General features: G+C 56.7%; 24 protein-coding genes. 6 read left to right on the top strand and 18 right to left on the bottom strand.

Going from position 1 to position 25,366, the window contains the following annotated elements:
• Window positions 1-10: 10 nt before the first annotated feature.
• The 3 genes from trkH to pepQ are packed head-to-tail and all read right to left on the bottom strand — an operon-like array spanning window position 11 to window position 3,449.
• Entirely contained in the window at window positions 11-1,462 is a 1,452-nt protein-coding gene (gene trkH / locus GUC22_RS25835; RefSeq protein WP_004097624.1) for a Trk system potassium transporter TrkH, read from the bottom strand.
• 41 nt (window positions 1,463-1,503) lie between these two features.
• Window positions 1,504-2,118: an IMPACT family protein gene (locus GUC22_RS25840; RefSeq protein WP_024360606.1), complete on the bottom strand. Its 615-nt coding sequence runs from the start codon at window positions 2,116-2,118 to the stop codon at window positions 1,504-1,506.
• A complete protein-coding gene (gene pepQ, locus GUC22_RS25845) occupies window positions 2,118-3,449 on the bottom strand; it encodes a Xaa-Pro dipeptidase (protein WP_160183855.1) in 1,332 nt (443 codons plus the stop codon). Before pepQ ends, GUC22_RS25840 begins: the two co-directional genes overlap by 1 nt.
• Before the next feature lie 191 nt (window positions 3,450-3,640).
• Between pepQ and fadB the strand changes: the two genes are divergently transcribed.
• The 3 genes from fadB (at window position 3,641) to GUC22_RS25860 (ending at window position 7,442) form a co-directional block, all read left to right on the top strand.
• Window positions 3,641-5,830, top strand: coding sequence for a fatty acid oxidation complex subunit alpha FadB (fadB, locus tag GUC22_RS25850; RefSeq protein ID WP_049131289.1), 2,190 nt, complete (start codon window positions 3,641-3,643; stop codon window positions 5,828-5,830).
• 9 nt (window positions 5,831-5,839) lie between these two features.
• A complete protein-coding gene (fadA, locus tag GUC22_RS25855; RefSeq protein WP_064411698.1) occupies window positions 5,840-7,003 on the top strand; it encodes an acetyl-CoA C-acyltransferase FadA in 1,164 nt (387 codons plus the stop codon).
• 127 nt (window positions 7,004-7,130) lie between these two features.
• A complete protein-coding gene (locus tag GUC22_RS25860; RefSeq protein WP_160183856.1) occupies window positions 7,131-7,442 on the top strand; it encodes a hypothetical protein in 312 nt (103 codons plus the stop codon).
• Between the two features lie 44 nt (window positions 7,443-7,486).
• Here GUC22_RS25860 and fre read toward each other — a convergent pair whose 3' ends face one another.
• Both fre and ubiD read right to left on the bottom strand, forming a co-directional pair.
• The gene (gene fre / locus GUC22_RS25865) at window positions 7,487-8,188 is read right to left on the bottom strand and encodes an NAD(P)H-flavin reductase (protein ID WP_004870462.1); all 702 of its coding nucleotides are present in this window, start codon (window positions 8,186-8,188) and stop codon (window positions 7,487-7,489) included.
• 54 nt (window positions 8,189-8,242) lie between these two features.
• Window positions 8,243-9,712, bottom strand: coding sequence for a 4-hydroxy-3-polyprenylbenzoate decarboxylase (ubiD, locus tag GUC22_RS25870; protein ID WP_024360609.1), 1,470 nt, complete (start codon window positions 9,710-9,712; stop codon window positions 8,243-8,245).
• Between the two features lie 177 nt (window positions 9,713-9,889).
• On the opposite strand from ubiD, the gene rfaH reads away from it, so the two are divergent.
• The gene (gene rfaH, locus GUC22_RS25875) at window positions 9,890-10,378 is read left to right on the top strand and encodes a transcription/translation regulatory transformer protein RfaH (RefSeq protein ID WP_004097595.1); all 489 of its coding nucleotides are present in this window, start codon (window positions 9,890-9,892) and stop codon (window positions 10,376-10,378) included.
• 6 nt (window positions 10,379-10,384) lie between these two features.
• Here the strand turns inward: rfaH and tatD are convergent, their stop codons facing one another.
• From tatD to udp, 9 genes are all read right to left on the bottom strand, one after another.
• Window positions 10,385-11,179 carry a 3'-5' ssDNA/RNA exonuclease TatD gene (gene tatD, locus GUC22_RS25880; protein ID WP_170960597.1) on the bottom strand — a complete coding sequence of 265 codons (795 nt, stop codon included), beginning with the start codon at window positions 11,177-11,179 and terminating at the stop codon, window positions 10,385-10,387.
• A gap of 30 nt (window positions 11,180-11,209) precedes the next feature.
• Window positions 11,210-11,983, bottom strand: a complete 774-nt coding sequence (gene tatC / locus GUC22_RS25885; RefSeq protein ID WP_004097593.1) for a Sec-independent protein translocase subunit TatC — start codon at window positions 11,981-11,983, stop codon at window positions 11,210-11,212.
• A gap of 2 nt (window positions 11,984-11,985) precedes the next feature.
• Window positions 11,986-12,525 carry a Sec-independent protein translocase protein TatB gene (gene tatB / locus GUC22_RS25890; RefSeq protein WP_049088910.1) on the bottom strand — a complete coding sequence of 180 codons (540 nt, stop codon included), beginning with the start codon at window positions 12,523-12,525 and terminating at the stop codon, window positions 11,986-11,988.
• Window positions 12,526-12,528: 3 nt separating this feature from the next.
• Window positions 12,529-12,780 (bottom strand): Sec-independent protein translocase subunit TatA, encoded by a 252-nt coding sequence (tatA, locus tag GUC22_RS25895; RefSeq protein ID WP_004127537.1) that lies wholly within the window; start codon window positions 12,778-12,780, stop codon window positions 12,529-12,531.
• Window positions 12,781-12,856: 76 nt separating this feature from the next.
• A complete protein-coding gene (gene ubiB, locus GUC22_RS25900) occupies window positions 12,857-14,497 on the bottom strand; it encodes a ubiquinone biosynthesis regulatory protein kinase UbiB (protein ID WP_160183857.1) in 1,641 nt (546 codons plus the stop codon).
• A complete protein-coding gene (gene ubiJ / locus GUC22_RS25905; RefSeq protein WP_004870452.1) occupies window positions 14,494-15,099 on the bottom strand; it encodes a ubiquinone biosynthesis protein UbiJ in 606 nt (201 codons plus the stop codon). Before ubiJ ends, ubiB begins: the two co-directional genes overlap by 4 nt.
• A 13-nt stretch (window positions 15,100-15,112) precedes the next feature.
• Window positions 15,113-15,868, bottom strand: coding sequence for a bifunctional demethylmenaquinone methyltransferase/2-methoxy-6-polyprenyl-1,4-benzoquinol methylase UbiE (gene ubiE / locus GUC22_RS25910; RefSeq protein ID WP_004127530.1), 756 nt, complete (start codon window positions 15,866-15,868; stop codon window positions 15,113-15,115).
• A gap of 70 nt (window positions 15,869-15,938) precedes the next feature.
• On the bottom strand, window positions 15,939-17,387 hold the full coding sequence (gene rmuC / locus GUC22_RS25915) for a DNA recombination protein RmuC (protein ID WP_024360614.1): 1,449 nt from the start codon (window positions 17,385-17,387) through the stop codon (window positions 15,939-15,941).
• A gap of 138 nt (window positions 17,388-17,525) precedes the next feature.
• Window positions 17,526-18,287, bottom strand: a complete 762-nt coding sequence (udp, locus tag GUC22_RS25920; protein ID WP_004097583.1) for a uridine phosphorylase — start codon at window positions 18,285-18,287, stop codon at window positions 17,526-17,528.
• A 267-nt stretch (window positions 18,288-18,554) separates the two neighbouring features.
• On the opposite strand from udp, the gene GUC22_RS25925 reads away from it, so the two are divergent.
• Window positions 18,555-19,367, top strand: coding sequence for a dienelactone hydrolase family protein (locus GUC22_RS25925; protein ID WP_024360615.1), 813 nt, complete (start codon window positions 18,555-18,557; stop codon window positions 19,365-19,367).
• A 3-nt stretch (window positions 19,368-19,370) separates the two neighbouring features.
• Here GUC22_RS25925 and GUC22_RS25930 read toward each other — a convergent pair whose 3' ends face one another.
• Both GUC22_RS25930 and metE read right to left on the bottom strand, forming a co-directional pair.
• Window positions 19,371-20,060 (bottom strand): transporter substrate-binding domain-containing protein, encoded by a 690-nt coding sequence (locus GUC22_RS25930; RefSeq protein ID WP_024360616.1) that lies wholly within the window; start codon window positions 20,058-20,060, stop codon window positions 19,371-19,373.
• 165 nt (window positions 20,061-20,225) lie between these two features.
• Window positions 20,226-22,487: a 5-methyltetrahydropteroyltriglutamate--homocysteine S-methyltransferase gene (metE, locus tag GUC22_RS25935; protein WP_082238011.1), complete on the bottom strand. Its 2,262-nt coding sequence runs from the start codon at window positions 22,485-22,487 to the stop codon at window positions 20,226-20,228.
• A 232-nt stretch (window positions 22,488-22,719) separates the two neighbouring features.
• On the opposite strand from metE, the gene metR reads away from it, so the two are divergent.
• Window positions 22,720-23,673 (top strand): HTH-type transcriptional regulator MetR, encoded by a 954-nt coding sequence (gene metR / locus GUC22_RS25940; RefSeq protein WP_024360618.1) that lies wholly within the window; start codon window positions 22,720-22,722, stop codon window positions 23,671-23,673.
• Here metR and GUC22_RS25945 read toward each other — a convergent pair.
• Both GUC22_RS25945 and yigL read right to left on the bottom strand, forming a co-directional pair.
• Window positions 23,561-24,460 carry a carboxylate/amino acid/amine transporter gene (locus GUC22_RS25945; RefSeq protein ID WP_064342056.1) on the bottom strand — a complete coding sequence of 300 codons (900 nt, stop codon included), beginning with the start codon at window positions 24,458-24,460 and terminating at the stop codon, window positions 23,561-23,563. The two genes, metR and GUC22_RS25945, sit on opposite strands and share 113 nt — an antisense overlap.
• An 88-nt stretch (window positions 24,461-24,548) precedes the next feature.
• The gene (gene yigL, locus GUC22_RS25950) at window positions 24,549-25,349 is read right to left on the bottom strand and encodes a sugar/pyridoxal phosphate phosphatase YigL (protein WP_004133236.1); all 801 of its coding nucleotides are present in this window, start codon (window positions 25,347-25,349) and stop codon (window positions 24,549-24,551) included.
• Window positions 25,350-25,366 lie beyond the last annotated feature (17 nt).

The following is a 25,366-nucleotide window of genomic DNA, read 5'->3' on the forward strand; positions in this document are numbered from 1 at the left end:
GGCACTCCTGTTATTCGCGCCAGAAAGTCGGAGTAAATAGCACCAGCAAGGTGAACACTTCCAGACGACCAAACAGCATATTAGCAATCAAGATCCATTTTGCGACAGGGTTCATCGTCGCAAAGTTATCCGCCACCACGCCCAGTCCCGGGCCAAGGTTATTCAGCGTCGCGACGACCGAAGCAAAGGCCGAGAAATCATCCACGCCGGTGGCGATAATCGCCAGCATACTAATGATAAACACCAGCGCATAGGCGGAGAAAAATCCCCAAACGGCTTCAAGGATACGTTCCGGCAACGCACGGTTCCCCAGTTTAATACTGTATACCGCATTAGGGTGTACCAGCCGTTTAAGCTCACGGTTACCCTGCTTGAAAAGCAGAAGAATACGGATAACCTTCAAACCACCGCCCGTCGACCCGGCGCAGCCGCCGATAAAAGCCGAGCAGAGCAGAAGGACCGGCAAGAATAGCGGCCAGCGCGCGATACTGTCGGTAGTGAATCCTGCCGTTGTCGCCATCGAAACAACCTGGAAGAACGCCTGGTTCACCGTCATGAGTGCAGAACTGTATACATCATGCAGCCACAACACTAGGGTACATACCACCACCAGCGTGAGCTGCACGCCGATAAACATGCGGAATTCGGGATCGCGCCAGTACACTTTCAGGCTGCGCCCGCTGAGTAATGAAAAGTGCAGGCCGTAGTTACAGCCCGATATCAGCAAGAAAATCGCAATAATGGAGTTAATCGTTGGGCTATTAAAGTAGCCCACGCTGGCGTCATGGGTGGAGAATCCGCCAATCGCAATCGTCGAGAAGCTATGCCCGATGGCGTCGAACGCCGGCATACCGGCAAACCACAGCGCCAGCGCGCAGGCCACCGTCAGTAAGACATAAATAAGCCACAGCGTTTTCGCCGTTTCAGCGATTCGCGGCCGCATTTTATTATCTTTCAGCGGCCCGGGCATTTCCGCCCGATACAGCTGCATCCCCCCGACGCCCAGTATCGGCAGTATCGCTACCGCCAGCACGATGATCCCCATCCCGCCAAACCATTGCAGCATCTGGCGATAGAAAAGAATGGCGTGAGGTAATGAGTCAAGCCCTACCAGCGTGGTTGCCCCGGTCGTTGTCAAACCCGAGAAAGATTCAAAGAAGGCATCCGTGATGCTCAGGTTAGGCTGCTCAGAGAAGATAAAGGGCAGCGAGCCGACGCTTCCGAGCACCGTCCAGAACAGCACGACGATAAGAAATCCTTCGCGGGATTTCAGTTCGCCCTTCTCACGACGGTTAGGCCACCACAGCAGCGAGCCGATCGCCAGGGCGACAAAAAAGGTCTGTGTAAACGCCCGCCCCGCGCCATCGCGATATATCAGGGCTATTAATCCCGGGAGGATCATTGTCCCCGAAAACAAAATGACCAGCAGTCCAACGATTCGGGTTATCGCGCGAAAATGCATCTCTGGCGCTTCCTTTGATATGCAAAAAAATCAGGTGGGGATTATTCGTCAATCTTCAGTAATTGCAACGAACCGCGACTAAAATCAGCCAGTTTTGCTGAAAAAAGCGCCACTTCAGCCTGAGGAAGCGCCACGCGCAGCTGAACAGACGCTTGATATTCGCTCTCGACAATTTTCCCTGAGAATTGAGCCAACAGCGTTTCAATCCCGGCCAACTGCCCGTATTCACACTGCAAAGTATATGCGGTCAGCGGCGTCTTGCGCTGTGTTGCGAGCTGCGCAAGCGCCTGATGCACGCCGCCGCCGTACGCTTTGACCAGACCGCCGGTGCCGAGCAGAATACCACCGTAGTAGCGCACGACGACAGCGGTTATCTCGCCGACGCCGCTGCCCATAAGCTGCGCCAGCATCGGCTTACCCGCCGTCCCCGCCGGTTCGCCATCATCGGAAAATCCCAGTTGCTGCGAGTCATTTGGCGGCCCGGCGACCCACGCCACGCAGTGGTGACGGGCATCCGGATGATCAGCCCTAACTGACTCGACAAACGCTTTTGCCGCCGCTACGCCGTCGGTATGCGCCAACAGCGTGATAAAGCGGCTCTTTTTGATCTCTTCCACAAAGGTGACCGGCGCGGCCGGTATCAACCAGCTTTCCATTACGCCAGTTTCAGATCGCGCGTCATGTTTTCAATACTGTTTTCGTGGATCACGACGTTGTCTTCAATACGAATACCGCCAAACGGTTTCAGCGCTTCAATTTTCTGCCAGTTGAAGTGTTTGCTGAACTGCCCTTCGCGCCACGGCGCCAGCAGCGATTCGATAAAGTAGATGCCCGGTTCAATCGTCAATACCATCCGCGGCTGCAGCACGCGCGTGCAGCGCAGGTAGGGATATTTTGCCGGCGCGGCCAGATGGGTACCGGTATCATCCTGCATAAAGCCCGCGACATCATGAACCTGCAGACCCAGAGGATGGCCAATGCCGTGCGGCATAAACGGTCCGGTCAGGTCGTTTTCCACCATCGCTTCTTCGCTCATCTCTTTGACTATTTGATGTTTGCGCAGCAGTTTGGCAATAAGCTGATGGAACTGGACATGATAATCCACGTAGCTCACGCCCGCCTTCATGGTGCTAATCAGCGCCAGCTGTTCATCATTAACGTCTTTAACCAGCTGAGCATAGTCGTTATCGCCATGCGCCGCCCAGGTACGCGTCAGGTCCGCCGCATAGCCGTTATATTCCGCGCCCGCATCCAGCAGGAAGCTGCGCAACTCCGCCGGCGCGCGGTGATCCAGCTTAGTGTAATGCAGAACGGAAGCGTGTTCGTTCAGCGCCACAATGTTGCTGTACGGTACATCGGTGTCGCGATGGCCGGTAGCAGTCAGATAGGCCTGGTTAATATCAAACTCGCTCATCCCGGAGAGGAACGCTTCATGAGCGGCCTGATGACCGTTAACCGCCGACTTCTGCGCTTCGCGCATGCAGGCCAGCTCATAGTCAGTTTTATAAGAGCGGTAGTAGTGCAGATAATCAATCACCCCTTTCGGGTTGATTTTATCCGCCGCGAGTTCTAACCCCAGCGCGCGTTCCGGTACCGGTCCGATATACGCGATATTGCCGCGGGCGGCGGGTAGCTGGCTGCCGATACCGTCCGCTTTCGGCAGGGCAATGACTTCCACCTCTTCGGTCCAGAACGAAGTTGGCAGCGGTTCCACGTTATGCCAGTAGTCGACCGGCAGGTAGAACCACAGTTTCGGTTTGTTGACACCGTCCACCAGCAGCCAGCAGTTAGGGACCTGGGTAACCGGCACCCAGGCTTTGAACTGCGGGTTGACCTTGAACGGATACGGATGATCGTCAAGGAAGACGTTGAACAGTTCACCGGAGTGAATCAGCAGGGCATCCAGCTTAAAGCGGGCCAGAACATCACGGGTACGCTCTTGTAGGGTAACGATATGATTTTTATAGAGACCGGCAAGGGATTCCATCTTTTATCCTTTGATTTTATGAGATCGTGATGTTTCGCATCTTAGCACAATGACCTCAAACGGGGTGATCTCTACCGGGTGTGATCCGACCAGCATTTATTTAAAGTCTTATTTGCAATTTCTTAACATAAAATCCACACTCCGTCTCATCTGGTACGACCAGATCATATTGCTGGATTCAGGAGACTGACATGCTCTACAAAGGCGACACCCTGTACCTCGACTGGCGGGAAGACGGCATTGCCGAACTGGTATTCGATGCCCCCGGCTCGGTCAACAAGCTCGATACCGCAACCGTAGCCAGCCTCGGTGAAGCGCTGGACGTACTGGAAAAACAAAAAGATCTTAAAGGGCTGCTGCTGCGCTCCGAAAAAGCCGCTTTTATCGTCGGCGCGGATATCACCGAATTTCTTTCTCTGTTCCTGGTTCCCGAAGAACAGCTCAGCCAGTGGCTACATTTCGCTAATAGCGTATTTAATCGCCTGGAAGATTTGCCGGTTCCGACCATCTCCGCAGTCAACGGCTATGCGCTGGGCGGCGGCTGCGAATGCGTACTGGCGACCGATTATCGCCTGGCGACGCCGGACCTGCGCATTGGTCTGCCGGAAACGAAGCTGGGCATCATGCCGGGCTTTGGCGGCTCGGTGCGGATGCCGCGCATGCTTGGCGCGGACAGCGCGCTGGAAATCATTGCCGCAGGTAAAGACGTCGGCGCCGAACAGGCCTTAAAAATCGGCCTCGTCGACGGCGTGGTTAAACATGAAAAACTGATCGATGGCGCAGTAGCCATTCTGCGTCAGGCCATTAACGGCGACCTGGACTGGAAAGCGAAGCGCCAGCCGAAGCTGGAGCCGCTTCACCTGAGTAAAATTGAAGCCGCAATGAGTTTTACCATTGCCAAAGGCATGGTGGCGCAAACCGCCGGGAAACACTACCCGGCCCCGCTTACCGCCGTTAAAACCATTGAAGCCGCCGCCCGCTTTGGCCGCGAAGAAGCGCTGAACCTGGAAAACAAAAGTTTCGTCCCGCTGGCGCATACCAACGAGGCGCGCGCGCTGGTCGGTATCTTCCTCAACGATCAGTACGTCAAAGCGAAAGCGAAGAAGCTGACGAAAGATGTCGACACGCCAAAACACGCGGCCGTGCTGGGCGCGGGGATTATGGGCGGCGGTATTGCATACCAGTCGGCCTGGAAAGGCGTGCCGGTGGTCATGAAGGATATTAACGACAAATCGCTGACGCTGGGCATGACCGAAGCGGCGAAGCTGCTGAATAAACAGCTTGAGCGCGGCAAAATCGATGGGCTCAAGATGGCCGGCGTCATTTCCACTATTCAGCCAACCCTGGATTACGCCGGCTTTGAGCGCGTGGACGTCGTGGTCGAAGCCGTCGTTGAGAACCCAAAAGTGAAAAAAGCGGTACTGGCGGAAACCGAAGAGAAGGTGCGCCCGGATACCGTGCTGGCCTCCAACACCTCGACCATCCCTATCAGCGAGCTGGCCAGCGTCCTGCAGCGCCCGGAAAACTTCTGCGGCATGCACTTCTTTAACCCGGTGCATCGCATGCCGCTGGTTGAAGTGATCCGCGGCGATAAAACCTCGGATAAGACCATTGCCAAAGTCGTCGCCTGGGCCAGCAAAATGGGCAAAACGCCGATTGTGGTCAACGACTGCCCCGGCTTCTTCGTCAACCGCGTACTGTTCCCCTACTTCGCCGGTTTCAGCCAGTTGCTGCGCGATGGCGCGGACTTCCGCAAGGTCGACAAAGTGATGGAAAAACAGTTTGGCTGGCCGATGGGGCCCGCCTATCTGCTGGACGTCGTGGGCATTGATACCGCGCATCACGCGCAGGCGGTCATGGCGGCGGGCTTCCCGCAGCGAATGCAGAAAGAGTATCGCGATGCGATCGATGCGCTATTCGACGCCAAGCGTTTCGGCCAGAAAAACGGCCTTGGCTTCTGGCGCTACAAAGAAGACAGCAAAGGTAAGCCGAAGAAGGAAGAGGATACTGTCGTCGATAGCCTGCTGGCGGAAGTCAGCCAGCCGAAGCGCGATTTCAGCGATGAAGAGATTATCGCCCGGATGATGATCCCGATGGTCAACGAAGTGGTGCGCTGTCTCGAAGAGGGCATTATTGCCAGCCCGGCGGAAGCCGATATGGCGCTGGTTTATGGCCTGGGCTTCCCTCCGTTCCACGGCGGCGCGTTCCGCTGGCTCGATACGCTCGGTAGCGCAAAATATCTCGATATGGCGCAGCAGTACCAGCACCTCGGCCCGCTATACGACGTGCCGGAAGGATTGCGCAGCAAAGCGCGTCATAACGAACCGTACTATCCCCCGGTTGAGCCTGCCCGTGCGCCAGGCGACCTGAAAACGGCTTAAGGAGTCACAATGGAACAGGTTGTCATTGTCGATGCAGTTCGTACCCCGATGGGCCGTTCGAAGGGCGGCGCCTTTCGCCACGTGCGTGCGGAAGATCTCTCCGCGCACCTGATGCGTAGCCTGCTTTCGCGTAATCCGTCTCTTGAGGCGAGCGCGATCGACGATATTTACTGGGGCTGCGTCCAGCAGACCCTGGAACAGGGCTTCAACATTGCCCGCAACGCGGCGTTGCTGGCGGAGATCCCGCATTCGGTACCCGCCACCACGGTTAATCGGCTGTGCGGTTCTTCTATGCAGGCGCTTCACGACGCGGCGCGTATGATCATGACCGGCGATGCCAGCGTCTGCCTGATTGGCGGCGTAGAGCATATGGGCCATGTCCCGATGAGCCACGGCGTGGATTTCCATCCCGGACTGAGCCGTAACGTCGCCAAAGCCGCCGGAATGATGGGTCTGACGGCAGAAATGCTGGCGCGTCTGCACGGCATCAGCCGGGAAATGCAGGACCAGTTCGCCGCCCGCTCCCACGCTCGCGCCTGGGCCGCGACGCAGTCCGGCGCATTCAAGACGGAGATCATCCCGACCGGCGGTCACGACGCCGACGGCGTGCTGAAGTCTTACAGCTACGATGAAGTCATTCGCCCGGAGACGACGGTAGAAGCGCTGGCCGCGCTGAGACCCGCGTTCGATCCGGTCACCGGCACCGTGACGGCGGGAACCTCTTCCGCCCTCTCCGATGGCGCCGCAGCGATGTTGTTAATGAGCGAAAGCCGCGCCCGCGAACTGGGCCTGAAGCCTCGCGCTCGCGTGCGCTCGATGGCTGTCGTCGGCTGCGATCCGTCCATCATGGGCTATGGCCCGGTTCCCGCGTCAAAACTGGCGCTGAAAAAGGCCGGGCTCAGCACCAGCGATATCGATGTGTTCGAGATGAACGAAGCTTTTGCCGCCCAGATCCTACCGTGCATTAAAGATCTGGGGCTGATGGAACAGATAGACGAGAAGATCAACCTCAACGGCGGCGCGATCGCCCTGGGCCATCCGCTCGGCTGTTCCGGCGCGCGCATTAGCACTACGTTGATCAACCAGATGGAGCGTAAAGACGCGCAGTTCGGCCTGGCCACCATGTGTATTGGTTTAGGTCAGGGGATCGCGACGGTATTTGAGCGGGTTTAATCGAAGAGTTTAATCCCCGAAATAGTTTAGTTGCCGTTCTTCCCGCCTGTCAGGGGCGGGTTTTTTATTTCTACCGATCCGTTATTATCGCCATGTACCTAATGATTATTAAGGATAATGAAGAGTGATGAAAACACTCCCAATCATTTTTCTGCTAACCACGTTCTCTGCCGCAGCGCTCGCCAGCGAACAGGATAGCGCTCAGGCATGCCTTTCCAGGGGGATCAGTAAAATGGCGCAGGACCCTGGCAGCGATCGGCTAAAGCATCTGGTCATCACCGACATTAATACCGAACGCTATGATGAGAAGATAGGCAGCCTGCATATCGCGACGCAGCTCACCGCTACGCTGGAAAAAGAAGGGAACCCGGTAGGGAAAATGCTCTGTTTGCTGGAAAACGATCGGCCGCTGTACGTTTACTTCAGCGATGACCGGTAAAAACAGCACCCAGGCCAAAAGCCCGGATGCTTTCAGAGCGGCTATCAAATAAACGCAAAGGCATCGCCAAACAGGCGATCTTCACGCGCGCCGCGCTCGTTGCAGAACAGGTCACGGGCAATTTTCGCCATCTCAAAACGGCCGGCGATATAGATATCATGCTCGCCCAGCGTACCGTAATCCTGCAGAACCGCCGTGAGCACGGTTCCGGTACGGCCACGCCACTCAGCTTCAGGCTGCTCAACAACGGGTTCAACGCGCAGGCCCGGATGCTGCAGGCTTAACGCTTCCAGCTCGGCCAGATCGTAGAGATGCTTCGCTTCGCGTCCGCCCCAGTAGATGGCGATATCGCGGTTCGGATTGCGCGCCAGCGCGGTGAGCAGAATCGAACGCACGTAAGAGAAGCCCGTCCCCCCGGCAATCAAAATCAGCGGGCGTTCTTCATCATCGCGCAGCCAGGCTTCGCCATGCGGCATATCGACCTCGATTTCACGCTCTTTCAGAATACGATCCATCACCGCCATCGCATACAGGTTAAGTTCAGATGCACCGATATGCAGCTCGATAAACTCCTGTTCCGACGGCGTAGAAGCCATGGAGAATGGGCGCTTATCGCGTTCGTCCATCACGACCATCAGATACTGACCAGCCCGGAAGGCAAACGCCGCTTCCGGCACTAATCGAACGCGATACACAGTATCGGTAATCGCCTCCACCGAGGTCACTTTACAGCTTAAGGTTGTCATGCGTCCCCTCTGTCGGGTCTATTGTGCAAAACAGCGGCGTAGCCCCGCTTACTGTTATTTGAAGATAGCCAGTTCGTCCCAGATGGCGTCGACGCGCGCCGTCACCTCAGGATCTTTTTTGATCGGACGACCCCACTCGCGCTGGGTCTCTCCAGGCCATTTGTTTGTGGCATCCAGCCCCATTTTTGAACCCAAACCGGAAACCGGTGAGGCAAAATCCAGATAATCAATTGGCGTATTTTCTACCAGTACCGTATCACGCGCCGGGTCCATACGGGTAGTAATCGCCCAAATCACATCATTCCAGTCGCGCGCATTGACATCGTCATCGCAGACGATAACAAACTTGGTATACATGAACTGACGGAGGAACGACCAGACGCCCATCATGACGCGTTTCGCGTGACCGGCGTACTGCTTCTTCATCGTGACCACCGCCAGGCGATAGGAACAGCCTTCAGGCGGTAAATAGAAATCCACGATTTCAGGAAACTGCTTTTGCAGGATGGGGACGAACACTTCGTTCAGCGCAACGCCCAGTACCGCGGGTTCGTCCGGCGGACGCCCGGTGTAGGTCGAATGGTAGATGGCGTCTTCACGCTGAGTAATATGGGTGACGGTAAAGACCGGGAAGTTATCCACTTCATTGTAGTAGCCCGTATGGTCGCCATACGGGCCTTCCGGCGCCATCTCTCCGGCCTCAATATATCCTTCCAGCACAATCTCCGCGCTGGCGGGCACTTCCAGATCGTTAGAGATGCACTTAACGACTTCGGTTTTCGTGCCGCGCAGCAGCCCGGCAAACGCATACTCGGAGAGGGTATCCGGAACCGGGGTCACCGCCCCGAGAATCGTCGCCGGATCGGCGCCCAACGCGACGGAAACAGGAAAACGCTCGCCTGGATGCGCTGCGCACCACTCCTGGAAGTCCAGCGCGCCGCCGCGATGCGATAGCCAACGCATAATCAGCTTGTTCTTGCCAATCAGCTGCTGGCGATAAATACCCAAATTTTGCCGCTCTTTATGCGGACCGCGGGTCACCGTTAGCCCCCAGGTGATCAGCGGCGCGGCATCTTCCGGCCAGCAGGTCATGATCGGGATGCGGGTCAGATCCACCTCATCGCCGTGGATGATTTTTTGCTGGCACGGGGCTCCACGCAGACGCTTAGTCGGCATATTCAGCACCTGCTTGAACTGCGGCAGCTTATCAAACAGGTCGCGGAAGCCTTTTGGTGGTTCCGGCTCTTTCAGGAATGCCAGAAGCTTACCCACTTCCCGCAGCGAACTGACATCCTCCTGCCCCATTCCCAGCGCGACTCGCCGCGGCGTGCCGAAAAGATTACACAGCACCGGCATGGCGTAGCCTTTAGGATTTTCGAATAGCAGGGCCGGACCGCCAGCGCGCAATGTGCGGTCGGCAATTTCGGTGATTTCCAGGTGAGGATCGACCGGCAGGGAGATCCGTTTCAATTCCCCCTGCTGCTCCAGTAATGTCAGAAATTCGCGTAGATCGTGGTATTTCATGGAGTTGTTATTGACCTCTATACAGGCGGCTGATTATACGGCGTTCGCCGGAGCTATGCTGTATTTTTGTTAAATTAGCGTGAAAGAACGCTGAAATTTAGTTTTCACCCGCAATGATTTCGCGATCGTACCGGGCTTTTGTTATGCTTGCTGCTAGTAGCATTGGAAAGAGTCATTATGCAAGCCTGGTACTTACTTTATTGCAAACGTGGGCAGCTTGAACGCGCCCAGGAACACCTTGAGCGGCAGGCCGTGAATTGCCTGATGCCAACGATCGAGCTGGAAAAAATCGTCCGCGGTAAACGCACGACGGTCAGCGAGCCCCTGTTCCCAAATTATCTGTTTATCGAGTTCGATCCGGAAGTGATTCATACCACCACCATCAGCGCAACGCGCGGTGTGAACAGCTTTGTGCGTTTCGGCGCGCTGCCCGCTATCGTGCCGTCTGCCGTCATTCATCAGCTTTCCATCTACAAACCGGAAGGGATCACCGATCCGGAAACGCCGCATGAAGGCGATAGCGTGCTGATTACCGATGGCGCCTTTGAGGGTCTGCAGGCTATTTTTACCGAACCGGACGGTGAAGCCCGTTCTATGCTGCTGCTGAATTTGCTTAACAAGCAGGTGCTACAGAGCGTGAAAAATACTGATTTTTATAAAATCTGACGGCGCCTAAAAGCGCACGCCAAAGAGTCTTCTGACGTTAGCATCGGTAATCTCTTCCAGCCACTGCGCCTCTTCCCCGCGCCATCCCGCGATGCTGGTCAGAATATGCGGCAGGTAGGCGGGCTCATTGCGGCGGGAAGCGGGTTTTGGCCGCATATCGCGCGGCAGCAGATACGGCGCATCGGTCTCAACCAGCAGGCGATCTGCCGGAATATCCGCCAGCAAGGCTCGAAGCTCCAGCCCCCGACGCTCATCACATACCCAGCCGGTGATACCAATAAATAAACCGTGCTCAACGCATTCGCGCATCTCTTCACGGCTACCCGTAAAGCAATGCACCACGGCCCCCGGGAGCTTATCAAGCCAGGGAACCAGCAGGGCCAGAAAGCGCTCATGCGCATCGCGACAGTGCAGGAATACCGGCATCGACAGCTCCGCTGCCAGCGCCAGCTGGGCGCTAAACGCCGCTTCTTGCTCCTGAGGCGTCGAAAAGTTGCGGTTGAAATCGAGGCCGCATTCGCCAACCGCGACGACTTCCGGCTCGCGAGCCAGCGCATAGACCGCTGCCGCTACCGAGTCCGTCCAGCAGCGACTGTCGTGGGGATGAACGCCGGCCGTTGACCAGCATCCCGAATAGCGGCGCGCCATCTGCTGCGCCTGCGCGCTTTCATGCAGGTTGGTTCCCGTCAACAGCATCCCGGTGACGCCCGCCGCCCGGGCCCGGGACACCACCTCATCGCGATCGCGGGAAAACTGCGAACTGGTCAGATTTACGCCGATATCAAACATCATCGCTCCCATATGGCAACCGCCCTGGCGGGCGGTTGAGCGTTATTCTTCTTTACCCTGCGCCTCTTCGGCGGCGGCATCCTCGTCACGCGTCAGGCGTTTACCGGTATAGAACCGCGCGAAGAAGACACCGACCTCAAACAGACAGTACATCGGAATCGCCAGCAGAGTTTGCGAGAACACGTCCGGCGGAGTCAGCAGCATCCCCACAACGAATGCGCCAACCAGGACATAGGGGCGTTTCTTACGCAGGTCGTCCGGCGTGGTGACGCCCATCCAGCACAGCAGCACGATGGCCACCGGGACCTCGAACGAGACGCCAAACGCGATAAACAGCGCCATCACAAAGTCGAGATAGCTACGAATATCGGTAGAGACCTGTACGCCTTCCGGCGCCGCGTGGGTCAAAAAGCCAAACGCCAGCGGGAAAACGACGAAGTAGGCGAAAGCCATACCGATATAGAACAGCAGCGTACTGGAGACCAGCAGCGGCATAACCAGCCGACGCTCATGCTTATACAGCGCTGGCGCCACAAAGGCCCAGACCTGATACAGAATGACCGGTACCGACAAAATTATCGATACCATAAAGGTCAGCTTGATCGGCGTGAAGAAAGGCGAGGCCACATCCGTCGCGATCATGGTCGCGCCAACCGGCATCTGCCGAATAAGCGGCGCGGAAACCAGCTGATAGATATCGTTGGCGAAATAGACTAACGCCAGGAAAATGACCAGAATCGCAAGAATGCTGTTGATCAAGCGCTTGCGCAGCTCGATCAGATGCGTAATTAGCGGTTGAGTATCGTCTACGCCCATTTTTACTGTTTATCACTCGATACAGGGGAGGAAGAATCGGAAGCCGACACGGCAGTTTTTACTTTCACTGTCGGGATTTCACTCTGCGAAGCGGAAAGCTCTTCAGCCACGGGGTCAGGCGCATGCTCCGGCGCGCTGGCCTGGTGTTCAGCCGTCGCCGGCGTCACGTCCTTGCGCTGCTCTTCACTCCCTTTAACGACCGGGTTGTGAATGGTGTTGGCTTCGTCGCTGGCTTTTTCAGGATCGTGGGCGGAGTAGGATCGCTTCATAGATTCAGCCGCTTCACGCAGCTCATCCATTGAAGCTTTTAGCTCGGGCGTCAGGTTGTCCAGGCTGGCCTTTTCCACCTTTTTAAGGCTTTCCTGAAACTCCTGCAGTTTTAATTCCTGCGTTATTTCATTTTGTACGGTAGCCGCAAGCGACCGCAGCGTGCGGATCCAGCTAACCACCGTCTTTACCGCTACCGGTAGTCGCTGCGGCCCCAAAACGATGAGGCCAATCACGAATACCAGCAGCAGCTCACTAAAACCGATATCGAACACGAATTACACCTGCTCTTTGTCGTGGCGTTTAGTCTCGTCTTTCTTTACATCATCCGGCTTATCAGCAAGGGTTTTCGCCGCAAAATCGGCATCGGGTGCGGATTTTTCCGGTTTATCTTCGTCGCTCATGGCCTTTTTAAAGCCTTTGATCGACGCTCCTAAATCTGAACCGAGCGAGCTCAGCTTTTTTGTCCCAAAAAGCAGAACCACGATGACGACAACAATGAGTAACTGCCAAATACTGATACCACCCATACACATTCCCCTATGACAGATGATGATTATTAGGACGCATTATACACATTATGCGCGGTGATAAAGGCGACCGCCGTCAGTTCGTCTTTCGCCAGCCGATAAGCCAGGTTACGGCGCCAGCGGCCATCAGCCAGCCCGGCATCATGCCCCACTCGGGACGGTGGATGAATAACAGCGTACCACTCAGTAATAAAACCGCGCCTATACCAAACAGATAGCGGGACTGACCCTGGCGCACGTGTCGCACCTGGATGTCGCGCACGATGGTATCGACGCTATTCTGCAACTGCTTGCTTTGCTGCAGGCTCTGGTACACCAGCTCAGGTATTTCCGGCATTCTTTCGATCCAGAACGGCGCTTTTTCTTTAAACGCCCGCACCAGAGCCGGAATGCCCACCTGTTCTTTTATCCACGACTCAAGGAACGGTTTCGCCGTTTTCCACAAGTCTAACTGAGGATAGAGCTGGCGACCTACACCTTCTACGTAAAGTAATGTCTTCTGCAGCAGAACCAGCTGCGGCTGCACTTCCATATTGAAACGTCGCGCCGTGTTAAACAGGTTCAGCAACACGTGGCCAAACGAGATTTCCGCCAGCGGCTTTTCAAAAATAGGCTCGCAGACGGTACGAATAGCAAACTCGAACTCTTCAACGTTGGTATCCGCGGGAACCCAGCCGGAATCAACGTGCAGCTCCGCAACTTTGCGGTAATCGCGGTTGAAGAAGGCAATGAAGTTTTCCGCCAGATAGCGCTTATCTTCTTTGTTCAGCGAGCCGACGATACCGCAGTCAATGCCAATGTACTGCGGATCTTCCGGGTGGTTACGGCTGACAAAAATATTGCCCGGATGCATGTCGGCATGGAAGAAGCTGTCGCGGAAAACCTGGGTAAAGAAGACCTGTACGCCACGCTCAGCCAGCAGCTTCATGTTAGTCCCCTGCGCTTCCAGCGCGGCGACGTCGGACACCGGGATCCCGTAAATCCGCTCCATCACCATCATGCCTTCGCTGCAGTAGTCCGAGTAAACTTCCGGGACATAGAGCATCGGACTCTCTTCGAAGTTGCGGCGAAGCTGGATAGCGTTAGCTGATTCACGCAGCAGGTTGAGCTCATCCAGCAGCGTTTTTTCGTATTCGCGAACCACTTCCTGCGGGCGAAGACGGCGGCCGTCCGGCAGCAGACGCGGCACCCAGCGGGCAAGACGGTAGATGAGCTTCATATCCGCTTTGATAACCGGAACGATATCCGGGCGAATCACCTTAATGACAACCTCTTTGCCGTTCTCTTTCAGACGTGCGGTATGCACCTGGGCAATAGAAGCGGAAGCGAGCGGTTCAATCGAGAAGTCATCAAACCAGGCCTCTACCGGCAGGCCGCCCATGGCTTGCTCAATTTGCTTTTTGGCCTGCAGACCGTCAAAAGGCGCGACGCGGTCCTGCAGCATGGCCAGCTGATCGGCAATATGGGGTGGAAAGAGGTCGCGACGGGTCGAGAGCATCTGGCCAAATTTGATCCACACCGGCCCCAGCTCCTGTAATGCGAGGCGCAGTCGCTCGCCGAGAGGGCGGTCTTTATGGCGATTGGGCATCCAGAAGAGCATCCGCCGCCAGATTCGCAGCGGCAGCGTGATACGCATTTTGGGAATGAGCTCATCCAGCCCGTAGCTCAAAAAGGTGTGGACGATAAAATACAGGCGCCGTATTTCTCCTGGCGTCATTTGCCCTCCAGCGTTTCCAGCCGTTTTTCCAGCGCGGCCAGGGTTCGTTCCACCGCAGCGGTTTCCTCTGCAAACCAGGCCAGCTCCAGCGGACCCGGCGCCAGGCGCCACTCTTCGGTAATCGCTTCCGCAACATAGCGCTGCTGGCGCTGAGCGCCATGCACAAGAAAGCGAGCGCCGCCGCGGAATACTTTACCGAAGCCTTCCGCAACAACATCACCGGTATACGGGGCGAGCAGTTCAGCCGGATCGAACTCCGCCAGATCGCACAGCGTGACGGTATTTTGCACCACCTGCAGATCGCCCTCTACTTCGAGATCGCCGCTACGAATCAGCGCGGTAAGCTGCTGGCGATTGCGTAGCTGCGGAAGCACGCTCAGGCGGGTACGCACGGTGCAGTCGGCCTCGCCTTCCCACGCGCCCAGCACATCCAGCTGGCGTTCGCTAAAAACCAGCACCACCGGATCGGAAAGCTCTTGCAGCTCGACGCGCAGCACTTTCCCCAGCAGACGCTGGCGGGCGGGTTTCAGCGCCCGATCGCGCCAGAGGAAAGCATTGAGGACCGTCTCAAGACCGGCGGTAACCAGTGGTTTGAAAGGCATAGCGTCCCTCCTGTCAGAACTTATAACCGCGGTGTAGCGCAACGATGCCTGCCGTCAGGTTGTAGTAGTCGACGCTTTCAAACCCTGCGTCCTGCATCATACCTTTCAGCGTCTCCTGATCGGGGTGCATTCGAATAGATTCAGCAAGATAACGATAGCTTTCGGCATCTTTAGCAACCAGCTCACCCACGCGCGGCAGAATATGGAAAGAATAGGCGTCGTAGGCTTTGCTGAGCGGCTCAATAATCGGTTTCGAGAATTCCAGCACCAGCAGACGACCGCCTGGCTTTAATACGCGATACATGGAGCGCAGCGCTTTTTCTTTGTCGGTCACGTTACGCAGACCGAAAGAAATCGTAATGCAATCAAAGGTGTTGTCCGCAAAAGGCAGCGCTTCAGCGTTTGCCTGGACGTATTCCACGTTGCCGACGATGCCGATGTTGCGCAGCTTCTCACGGCCCATTTTCAGCATTGAGTCGTTGATATCCGCCAGCATCACGCGGCCGGTTTCGCCCACCAGACGAGAGAATTTCGCCGTCAGATCGCCGGTGCCACCCGCCAGATCCAATACGGTTTGCCCGCGGCGGACGCCGCTGCAGTCGATGGTGAAACGCTTCCACAAACGATGAATGCCGAACGACATCAGGTCGTTCATTACGTCATATTTTGCGGCCACAGAATGAAATACATGCGCCACCATGTCAGCTTTCTGCTCTTTGGCGACAGTCTGAAAGCCAAAATGCGTCGTTTCTTGTGAATCCTCAACCATCTCAATGCCTGCTTGCTTATCAAGAAAATGTTCGTTGAGTGTAACAGGTTTAGCGCACTTCCCATACGCTTCAACGCGGCTGAGGGCGGTTATCATACGCGGCGGCAGCGGCCGTATCGGAAGAAAAATCGTTATCTTCCTGAACGTTACCGTCATCTGTAAGGAAGTATTCCTCATCCTGTGCGGTTGCCTGTTCGACTAAGTCAGGATTAATCCCACGTTTAACCTCCACGCCCAGCTCGCGAAATGATTCCGCCTGCACCAGCAGGTTGCCTCGCCCGGAAGCGAGCTTTTTCATCGCCTGGCGGTAGTTATCCTGGGCTTTATCCAGGCTCTGGCCGATAGCGGACATATCGTCAACAAACAGGCGCATTTTGTCGTACAGCCGCCCCGCTCTTTCGGCAATTTTCTGCGCGTTACGGCTCTGATGCTCATAGCGCCAGAGATTGGCGATAGTCCGCAGCGCCACCAGCAGCGTGGTCGGGCTCACCAGCATAATGTTGTTTTTCAGCGCTTCGCTAATGAGTTCCGGCTGGCGATCGATCGCCAGCAGGAAGGCCGGCTCCACCGGGATAAACATCAGAACGTAGTCGAGCGAGCGCAGCCCCGGCAGCTGCTGGTAGTCTTTACGCCCCAGCAGGCGCATATGGTTGCGTACGGAAGCGATATGCTCCTGCAGCGCCGCTTCACGGGTATAATCATCTTCGGCATTGAAATAGCGTTCGTAGGCCACCAGGGTCATCTTGGCATCGATAACCACGTCTTTCCCCTGCGGCAAACGGACAATCACATCAGGCTGCATCCGCGAGCGGTTGTCCGTTTCGATGCTCACCTGGGTCTGATATTCATGGCCCTCCCGCAGCCCGGACGCTTCCAGCACGCGGGTCAACACCACCTCGCCCCAGTTGCCCTGGGTTTTGTTATCGCCCTTAAGCGCGCGAGTCAGGTTTAGCGCCTCCTGGGCCATTTGCGCATTAAGCTGCTGGAGATTACGGATTTCATGGGCCAGGGTGTGGCGCTCCCGCGCTTCCTGGCCAAAGCTATCCTGCACCTGACGGCGAAAACCATCCAGCTGCTCGCGAAGCGGCGTCAGCAGGCCGTGCAGGCTCTGGCGATTCTGCTCATCCACCCGTCGGTTGCTGTGCTCAAAGATGCGATTCGCCAGGTTCTCAAACTGCTCGCTAAGCCGCTGCTCGCTGTTGACCATCTGGCGGATTTTATCTTCGGCATGCAGCTGAGTGGATTCAAGACGGGTTGTCACTTCACGGAGATCGGCTTCCAGCGAGGCGTTGATATCGCGCAGGCTGCGCAGCTCGTTATTGAGCAGTTCGCACTCTTCTCGCCAGTGGGACTCCTGCACCAGCTGCTGGCGGGCCGCGCTCAGTTCAATATCCAGCTCGCGCCGCTCTTCGATAAGATCGGCGCGAATTTGATCGGCGTGCGCTTTCGTCGCCAGCCAGCCAACAATCAGGCCCACGGCCAGCGCCGCAACGGCACTCATAATAATCGAAATATCCACAACGCCCCCTGCGGCAACCACTTACGGCACAAAATAGAATTGTGCTGTACAAACGTCCAGTTGGAAAGGGTTTTCCTGCGAGGCGCTACGCAAAAAAGAAGAGCCGGAGAGTCCGGCCCTTTACGGAAAGGAGAAGAACTACAGCAGGCGACGCGCCGCTTCCACGACAATTTTCACCGCGTGGCTTTCGGTTTGCTTCATGGTTTCCGCGTTCGGAATTTCCTGCTGGGTACGGTTGACGATAACTCCGGCAACCATCCCGGCGCGCAGGCCCTGGCTGGCGCACATCGTCAGCAGCGTGGCGGATTCCATTTCATAGTTCATCACGCCCATCGCCTGCCACTCTTCCATCGAGCCTTTAAAGCGGCTCACAACGCGGCCGGAGAAGGTGTCGTAACGTTCCTGACCCGGATAGAAGGTGTCGGAGGAGGCGGTCACGCCGATATGGGTGGTTGCGCCGATAGATTTCGCCGCTTCAACCAGCGCGGTAGTACATTCAAAATCAGCCACCGCCGGGAACTCCATGGGCGCAAAGTGCAGACTTGCACCGTCCAGGCGGACAGAAGCGGTAGTCACCAGAACATCGCCTACGTTGATGTGCGGCTGGATAGCGCCGGTGGTGCCAATACGCAGGAAGGTACGGATGCCGAGCTGGGCCAGTTCTTCCACGGCGATAGAGGTCGATGGGCCGCCGATACCGGTAGAACATACAATCACTGCTTTACCGTCCAGCTCCGCGCGCCAGGTGGTGAATTCACGGTGAGATGCCAGCTTAACCGGCTTATCCATCAGCGCGGCGATCTTTTCCACACGCTCCGGATCGCCAGGGACGATAGCCAGCGTAGCCCCTTGTAAATCGTTTTTGGTGAGGCCGAGATGAAAAACATCAGACTTGGACATAAAAAACTCCTCTGTGGGTCGAATTATCAGCAGAAGCAAAACGGTACTTTACAGAAGCTGTCGGCTCAATTTTGTGACAACAATCACCACGAATGAAATTCATTGCAATAACTTTCCATAAAAGGGTGATATACATCACATTAACAAGCTAAATCGCGGAAGCCTGAACAAAAGATAGCCTGTTTCGGGCACTGTGTTTGGTTAACGTCCTGTCCAGAGCAGCTATAGTTATTGCTGCGCTAACAAATTAAGGGTACGGAGAATACCATGACGACAATTAAGCAAACCGGCTTTGCACCTGCAGCCACGCCGCACGCCGCCACTGCCGTTCACACATCAGATGAGAACATCGTCTCCGGAGAGACATCAATCCCTTCGCAGGGGGATAACATGCCGGCATTCCACGCCCGCCCGGGGAACGTCGACGGCCCGCTGCCGGTCGTCATCGTGGTTCAGGAAATTTTCGGCGTGCATGAACATATTCGCGATATTTGCCGCCGTCTGGCGAAAGAGGGGTATCTGGCTATCGCTCCAGAGCTGTACTTCCGCCAGGGCGACCCTAATGATTACAGCGACATCCCTTCTCTGTTCCAGGGGCTGGTTAAAAAAGTGCCGGACTCTCAAGTGCTGGCCGACCTCGATCACGTAGCCAGCTGGGCCTCCCGCCACGGCGGCGATGCCCATCGCCTGCTGATTACCGGCTTCTGCTGGGGCGGGCGCATTACCTGGCTGTACGCTGCGCATAACCCGCAGCTAAAAGCCGCCGTCGCCTGGTACGGCAAACTGGTCGGCGAGAAAACGTTGAATTCGCCGAAGCATCCGGTGGATATTGCTGTCGATCTCAACGCGCCGGTTTTAGGGCTGTATGGCGCGAAAGATGACAGCATTCCGCAGGATACGGTGGAAACCATGCGCCAGGCGCTGCGGGCGGCCAACGCCACGGCGGAGATCGTGGTTTACCCGCAGGCCGATCACGCTTTTAACGCCGACTATCGCGCCAGCTATCATGAAGAGTCGGCGAAGGACGGCTGGCAGCGGATGCTGGCGTGGTTTGCCCAGCATGGCGGTCAGCGCGGTTAAAGTTCAGCTATTGCCGATATGGCGCTTCACCATCCCGGCAATAGTACCGTCCGCTATCCATGAAGAAAGGCAGCGGCAAATAAATTCATAGTGCTGCGGCGCATTGCGCGGGACGCATATCGCCTGGCGTATCTGGCTAAAGCTGTCGGGCAGAACGCGTAACGCCGGGTTTTCCTGCGCGGCTTGCTCCAGAGGCTGGCGAATACCGGCCGCCATATCGCCTTCGCCGTGGATGAATGCCTGAATAGCCTCCTGAGAAGTGGCGTACTGGCGCATCGTCGCGTGTTTTAGCGTGCGAATCAGATACAGCTCGTAGGCCGCACCTTTGCCCACGTTTATCACTACACCTTCGCGGTCCATCTCCTGAACCGACCGTATTTCACTCTCTTTTTTAACCATCGCCGAGCTTTCGATGGTGACGTAGGGCGGCGTGAAGCGAAGCTTATCTTCCCGCGCCGGGTCGATAGCCAGAAAGGCGATATCCCATTGATCCTGCAGCGCCGCATCCACTACCTGCCCGGCCGTCGGCCAGGTCACAAACCGCGCTTCGCGCTGGCTCTCTGCCGCCAGCTTGTTCGCCAGCTCAACGGTTATCCCTCCCGGAGAGCCATCCGGCAGAAGTGTCGCGAGAACTGGGTTGCCCAGGTTAATGGCAAAACGCAAATATCCCTTTTGATCGTTATATTCAGTCATCATTTACCTCCGAAGAGCGACATTCGCCCGGTTCAGGAAACGCTTAACTTTAGCCAAAGAGATCCTTCCTGGGCAAACTCAATACACAGGATCGCGGCTTGTTGGTTGGACGTTCTTAATGCTCTTCTGCTTACCCCGACCCGCCACGAGTCGGGTCGCTCTCCATTAGGCCTGGCGCAGGTTCTGCGCGGCCTTGACCATGTTGGTCAGCGCGCTTAGGGTTTCCGGCCAGCCGCGGGTTTTCAGGCCGCAGTCCGGGTTCACCCACAGGCGCTCGGCCGGGATACGCTGCGCGGCTTTCTTCAGCAGCGCTTCGATCCACTCCACGCTCGGCACGTTCGGGGAGTGAATGTCGTACACGCCCGGCCCGATTTCATTCGGATAGTCGAACTCTTCGAACGACTCCAGTAGCTCCATATCGGAGCGCGAGGTTTCGATGGTAATGACGTCCGCATCCAGCGCGGCAATAGAGTCCATGATGTCGTTGAACTCGCAATAACACATATGGGTGTGGATCTGCGTGTCGTCTTGCGCCACCGCCGCGTTGATGCGGAAAGCTTCCACGCCCCACGCCAGATACGCATCCCAGTCGCTACGCTTCAGCGGCAGGCCTTCGCGCAGCGCCGGTTCGTCGATCTGGATGATACCGATACCGGCGGCTTCCAGGTCCGCCACTTCGTCGCGCAGCGCCAGAGCAATCTGCTTCGCAATCGTTTCACGGGTGACGTCCTCCCGCGGGAAGGACCAGCAAAGAATGGTCACCGGGCCGGTCAGCATGCCTTTTACCGGTTTTTCGGTCAGCGACTGAGCGTATTTAGCCCACTCAACGGTGATCGCCTCCGGACGGCTGACGTCGCCGATCACCACCGGCGGTTTGACGCAGCGGGAACCATAGCTCTGTACCCAGCCGTTCTGCGTGAAAATAAACCCATCCAGGTGTTCGCCGAAGTATTCCACCATGTCGTTACGCTCGGCTTCACCATGTACCAGCACGTCCAGGCCCAGGCGCTCCTGCTCCATAATCGCCTGTCTGATGTGTTCGGCGATGCCGGTACGGTAGTTGTTCGCATCCAGATTGCCCTTTTTAAAGTCCAGACGCAGGCCGCGGATCTCAGTGGTCTGCGGGAAAGAACCGATGGTGGTGGTCGGCCAGGCCGGCAGCTTAAAGCGGGCGCGCTGCGCTGCGGCGCGGACTTGATAGGCGCTTTGGCGCTGGCTGTCCTGAGCGGTGATGGCCGCCAGACGCTTCTCCACCGCCGCGTTATGCACGCGGGTTGAGTGGCGACGGGCCTGAATCGGCGCGCTCCATTCAGCAATCGCCGCGGTATCGCCGCTGTTCAGCGCATCGCGCAGCAGCGCCAGCTCCTCACATTTTTGCAGGGCGAAGGCAAACCAGCTCTTCACCTCCGCATCGAGCCGCGTTTCCACGCTCAAATCGATCGGGCTGTGTAGCAGGGAGCAGGAAGAAGCGACCCACAGCTCGCGTTTACCGACGATAGCTTTAACCTGCGCGTATTTCTCGCTCAGATCGGCGCGCCAGACGTTGCGGCCGTTGATCAATCCGGCGGAGAGCAGCCAGTCGGCAGGCAGGCGTTTATGCAGCTCAGCGACATTATCCTGGCCGTGGACCAGATCCACATGTAGACCCTGTACCGGCAGCGCGGTGATGGTGTCGAGGTTATCGGTAATGCCTTCAAAGTAGGTGGTCAGCAGCAGCTTAACCTCGCCGTTAAGCGCCTCGTAAGCCGGTTTGAAGGCGTCCAGCCACGCCTGCGGCAGCTCCAGCACCAGCGCCGGCTCATCAATCTGCACCCATTCAATACCGCGTTTTGCCAGTTCAGCCAGCACTTGCCGGTAAACCGGCAGAATATCGTTCAGCAGGCTCAGGCGGTCGAACGGCTCGCCTTTAACCTTACCGAGCCACAGGTAAGTGACCGGCCCGAGCAGGACGGGTTTCGCCTTGTGGCCCAGCGCCAGCGCTTCATCCACTTCATCCAGCAGCTGGGTCCAGGTCAGTTTGAACCGCTGGCCCTTGACGAATTCCGGCACCATGTAGTGGTAGTTGGTATTAAACCATTTGGTCATTTCTGCCGCCGCAGCCGGTTCGCCGGTCGGCGCGCGGCCGCGGCCAATGCGGAACAGGGTATCGATATCGACGGAGCCGTCTTTGTTCTGATGACGAGCCGGCACGTTGCCCAGTAGCAGGCTGGTGGTCAGAACATGGTCGTACCAGGCGAAATCGCCCACCGGCAGCAGGTCAACGCCGGCTTGCTTCTGTTGATCCCAGTGGCGAGCGCGCAGTTCGCGGCCAACAGCCAGCAGTTCTTCGCGGCCGGTATTGCCCGCCCAGTAGCTCTCTTGCGCTTTTTTCAGCTCGCGACGCAGGCCAACGCGAGGGAAACCGAGGGTGTGATTAATAATTGTCATTTTTTTGAGCCTCATAATTTCAATCCGAAAGATTTCGGATTTAGGGAAGGCGGCAAGCTTGCTCATCCCCAGGAGCTTACTGAAGTAAGTGACTGGGGTGAGGAAGTGCGGCCAACGCACCATAAATTCGAAAGATAAAGGATTTAGCCATCCAGATGTTTACACATCCATAATTGGCAGTTACTGTATATTCCTCAAGCGCAAATTATTCATGCCGAAGTGAAGGACTTTCATGATCGAAATTAAACACCTGAAAACGCTCCAGGCGTTGCGGAATAGCGGTTCTCTGGCAGGCGCTGCGGCGGCCCTGCACCAGACCCAATCCGCCTTGTCCCACCAGTTCAGCGATCTGGAACAGCGCCTCGGCTTCCGTCTGTTTGTGCGCAAAAGCCAGCCGCTGCGCTTTACGCCGCAGGGAGAGATCTTGCTCCAGCTGGCAAATCAGGTGCTGCCGCAAATCAGCCGCGCCCTGCAGGATTGCAACGAGCCGCAGCAAACCCGGCTGCGCATCGCTATCGAATGCCATAGCTGTATCCAGTGGCTCACCCCGGCGCTGGAGAGCTTCCGCGCCCGCTGGCCGCATGTGGAAGTGGATTTCCAGTCCGGGGTGATCTTCGACCCGCAGCCGGGCCTGCAGCAGGGCGAGCTGGATCTGGTGATGACCTCGGATATCCTGCCGCGCAGCGGCCTGCACTATTCGCCCATGTTTGATTTCGAAGTGCGTCTGGTGATGGCGCCAGACCATCCGCTGGCGGCAAAGATGCGCATTGCGCCTGAGGATTTAGCGACCGAAATGCTGCTGATTTACCCGGTACAGCGCGCTCGTCTGGATATCTGGCGTCACTTCCTGCAGCCGGCGGGGATCAGTCCACAGCTGAAGAGCGTCGACAATACGCTGCTGCTAATTCAGATGGTGGCGGCGCGGATGGGGATCGCCGCCCTGCCGCACTGGGTAGTGGAGAGCTTTGAGCGCCAGGGTCTGGTGGTCACCAAAACCCTGGGCGAAGGACTGTGGAGCCGACTGTACGCCGCGGTGCGCGACGGCGAGCAGCGTCAGCCGGTCACCGAAGCGTTTATTCGCTCAGCGCGGAATCACGCTTGCGACCATTTGCCGTTTGTGCGGAGTGCGGAGCGACCCAGCGTCGATGGACCCATAGCGAGGCCAGGATCACCAGAGCGCCAATAATAAAGCTTGGCCAGCGGGGCTGCGTCTGCCAGATGGCAAGGTTCACCAGCAGCCCGGCGGGCACGTGCATATTGTTCATGATGCCGAGCGTACCGGCATCGACCTGGGTGGCGCCGTAGTTCCACATAAAGTAGCCAATCCCCGATGCCGCCACGCCAAGAAACAACAGAATGCCCCACTGTAGCGAGGTTTCCGGCATTTTCTGCGCATTCCCCAGCATAGACCAGGCAACAACCGCCACCAGAAACGCCCCGACGTAGAACCATGCGAAGGCGTTATGCTGCGGCATCGGACGCGTTTCCATCAGGCGCTTGTAGCCCACCATGCCAATCGCGAAGCTGATGTTGGAGAGCTGAACGAGGATCAGACCGGTCCAGAAATGGTTGGTCACCTGGTCATAACGAATAATGCCCGCGCCGATAACCGCCAGCAGCGCGCTGCAGGCGTAGCCCCAGCGCAGAGGGCGACGGCTCATTAAATCGTAAATCAGCGTGATGTAGAGCGGCGTCAGAACGGTAAACAGCAGGAGCTCGGATACCGTCAGGTACAAATAGGCCTGGAAACTCAGCATGTACATGATGCCGAGCTGCATCGCGCCTACCAGCATATACAGGCCGATAGTGGTCAGGCTCTGCCCGCGGGTGCGCAGGAAGGGCAAAAACACCAGCGCCGCCAGGCCAACGCGCGCCAGCACCGCAAAATAGCTATCGACGTGGCCTGCCAGGTATTCGCCATACAGGCTAAAAGAGAAGGCCCACAGAATGGTGGTGATAATCAGTAGCGCCACAATGAATGTCTCGTAGAGTAAAGAACACCCATTGTAGCGAAGTGACAGGTTGACAACTGCTCATTAATAAAACAATCGTCAATCTTTTTTAGTCAAGATAGAGTTTACGCAGATAGTGGGGAACGGCATCATCGACATTGCTGCCGATCACTTCCAACTCAGGGTGCAGGTCTTTCAGCCGCTGGTGCGCGTTGGCCATAATGCAGCCCTTGCCCGCCATTGACAGCATCTCCGCATCGTTCATACCGTCGCCGAAGGCGATACACTCTTTCAGGCTATAGCCAAGCATTTTCGCCACCGCCTCCAGCGCATGCCCTTTCGACACGCCGCCCGCCATCACTTCAAGGCAGGTGACGGTAGAGAAGCTCACGTTCACGCGATCGCCCCAGCGGGCATTGATCGCCTGCTCCAGCGGCAGCAGATGCTCATGCTTATCGCAGGTGAAAAAGACTTTGCTAATGCCTTCCGGGTCCAGCTCGCCCGGCTCGTAGAGCTTGTAGTTAAACACCGCCTCTTTGAAGAAGCGCATCTCTTCCGGACGGTGGCGGTTCATATACCACTCATCTTCACGATAGACGTTGGTCACAATCGCCGGATCGTTACGCATCATCTCAAACAGGTCGGCGGCGATATCGCGGTCGAGGTTGTGGGCGAAGATCTGCTGCCCTTCGCTATCGTGCACGCGAGCGCCGTTCGAGGTGATCATATAGGATTTAATGCCGAGATTATCGCGAATTTGCCCAACATCGATGTAGTGGCGGCCGGTCGCGAACACGAAGTTGATACCGCGTGCGGTAAGCAGCTTCAGCGTCTCTTTGGCGTAGGGAGTTAAGCAGTGATCGGGAGAAAGCAGCGTGCCATCTAAATCAGACGCAACAACCTGGTACATAAAAATTTTAACCTCTA

The organism is Klebsiella sp. MPUS7, assembly GCF_009905335.1.
Taxonomy (GTDB): domain Bacteria; phylum Pseudomonadota; class Gammaproteobacteria; order Enterobacterales; family Enterobacteriaceae; genus Klebsiella; species Klebsiella grimontii.

What these genes read in the sequence shown, in the direction of transcription:
- pepQ (WP_160183855.1), bottom strand. Translation starts at nt 3,449, where the DNA reads ATGGAATCCCTTGCCGGTCTCTATAAAAATCATATCGTTACCCTACAA.
- yigL (WP_004133236.1), bottom strand. Translation starts at nt 25,349, where the DNA reads ATGTACCAGGTTGTTGCGTCTGATTTAGATGGCACGCTGCTTTCTCCC.
- ubiD (WP_024360609.1), bottom strand. Translation starts at nt 9,712, where the DNA reads ATGAAATACCACGATCTACGCGAATTTCTGACATTACTGGAGCAGCAG.
- metR (WP_024360618.1), top strand. Translation starts at nt 22,720, where the DNA reads ATGATCGAAATTAAACACCTGAAAACGCTCCAGGCGTTGCGGAATAGC.
- fre (WP_004870462.1), bottom strand. Translation starts at nt 8,188, where the DNA reads ATGACAACCTTAAGCTGTAAAGTGACCTCGGTGGAGGCGATTACCGAT.
- GUC22_RS25925 (WP_024360615.1), top strand. Translation starts at nt 18,555, where the DNA reads ATGACGACAATTAAGCAAACCGGCTTTGCACCTGCAGCCACGCCGCAC.
- udp (WP_004097583.1), bottom strand. Translation starts at nt 18,287, where the DNA reads ATGTCCAAGTCTGATGTTTTTCATCTCGGCCTCACCAAAAACGATTTA.
- metE (WP_082238011.1), bottom strand. Translation starts at nt 22,487, where the DNA reads ATGACAATTATTAATCACACCCTCGGTTTCCCTCGCGTTGGCCTGCGT.
- rfaH (WP_004097595.1), top strand. Translation starts at nt 9,890, where the DNA reads ATGCAAGCCTGGTACTTACTTTATTGCAAACGTGGGCAGCTTGAACGC.
- fadA (WP_064411698.1), top strand. Translation starts at nt 5,840, where the DNA reads ATGGAACAGGTTGTCATTGTCGATGCAGTTCGTACCCCGATGGGCCGT.
- ubiB (WP_160183857.1), bottom strand. Translation starts at nt 14,497, where the DNA reads ATGACGCCAGGAGAAATACGGCGCCTGTATTTTATCGTCCACACCTTT.
- GUC22_RS25860 (WP_160183856.1), top strand. Translation starts at nt 7,131, where the DNA reads ATGAAAACACTCCCAATCATTTTTCTGCTAACCACGTTCTCTGCCGCA.
- GUC22_RS25840 (WP_024360606.1), bottom strand. Translation starts at nt 2,118, where the DNA reads ATGGAAAGCTGGTTGATACCGGCCGCGCCGGTCACCTTTGTGGAAGAG.
- ubiJ (WP_004870452.1), bottom strand. Translation starts at nt 15,099, where the DNA reads ATGCCTTTCAAACCACTGGTTACCGCCGGTCTTGAGACGGTCCTCAAT.
- GUC22_RS25930 (WP_024360616.1), bottom strand. Translation starts at nt 20,060, where the DNA reads ATGACTGAATATAACGATCAAAAGGGATATTTGCGTTTTGCCATTAAC.
- tatC (WP_004097593.1), bottom strand. Translation starts at nt 11,983, where the DNA reads ATGGGCGTAGACGATACTCAACCGCTAATTACGCATCTGATCGAGCTG.
- ubiE (WP_004127530.1), bottom strand. Translation starts at nt 15,868, where the DNA reads ATGGTTGAGGATTCACAAGAAACGACGCATTTTGGCTTTCAGACTGTC.
- tatD (WP_170960597.1), bottom strand. Translation starts at nt 11,179, where the DNA reads ATGGGAGCGATGATGTTTGATATCGGCGTAAATCTGACCAGTTCGCAG.
- tatA (WP_004127537.1), bottom strand. Translation starts at nt 12,780, where the DNA reads ATGGGTGGTATCAGTATTTGGCAGTTACTCATTGTTGTCGTCATCGTG.
- trkH (WP_004097624.1), bottom strand. Translation starts at nt 1,462, where the DNA reads ATGCATTTTCGCGCGATAACCCGAATCGTTGGACTGCTGGTCATTTTG.
- fadB (WP_049131289.1), top strand. Translation starts at nt 3,641, where the DNA reads ATGCTCTACAAAGGCGACACCCTGTACCTCGACTGGCGGGAAGACGGC.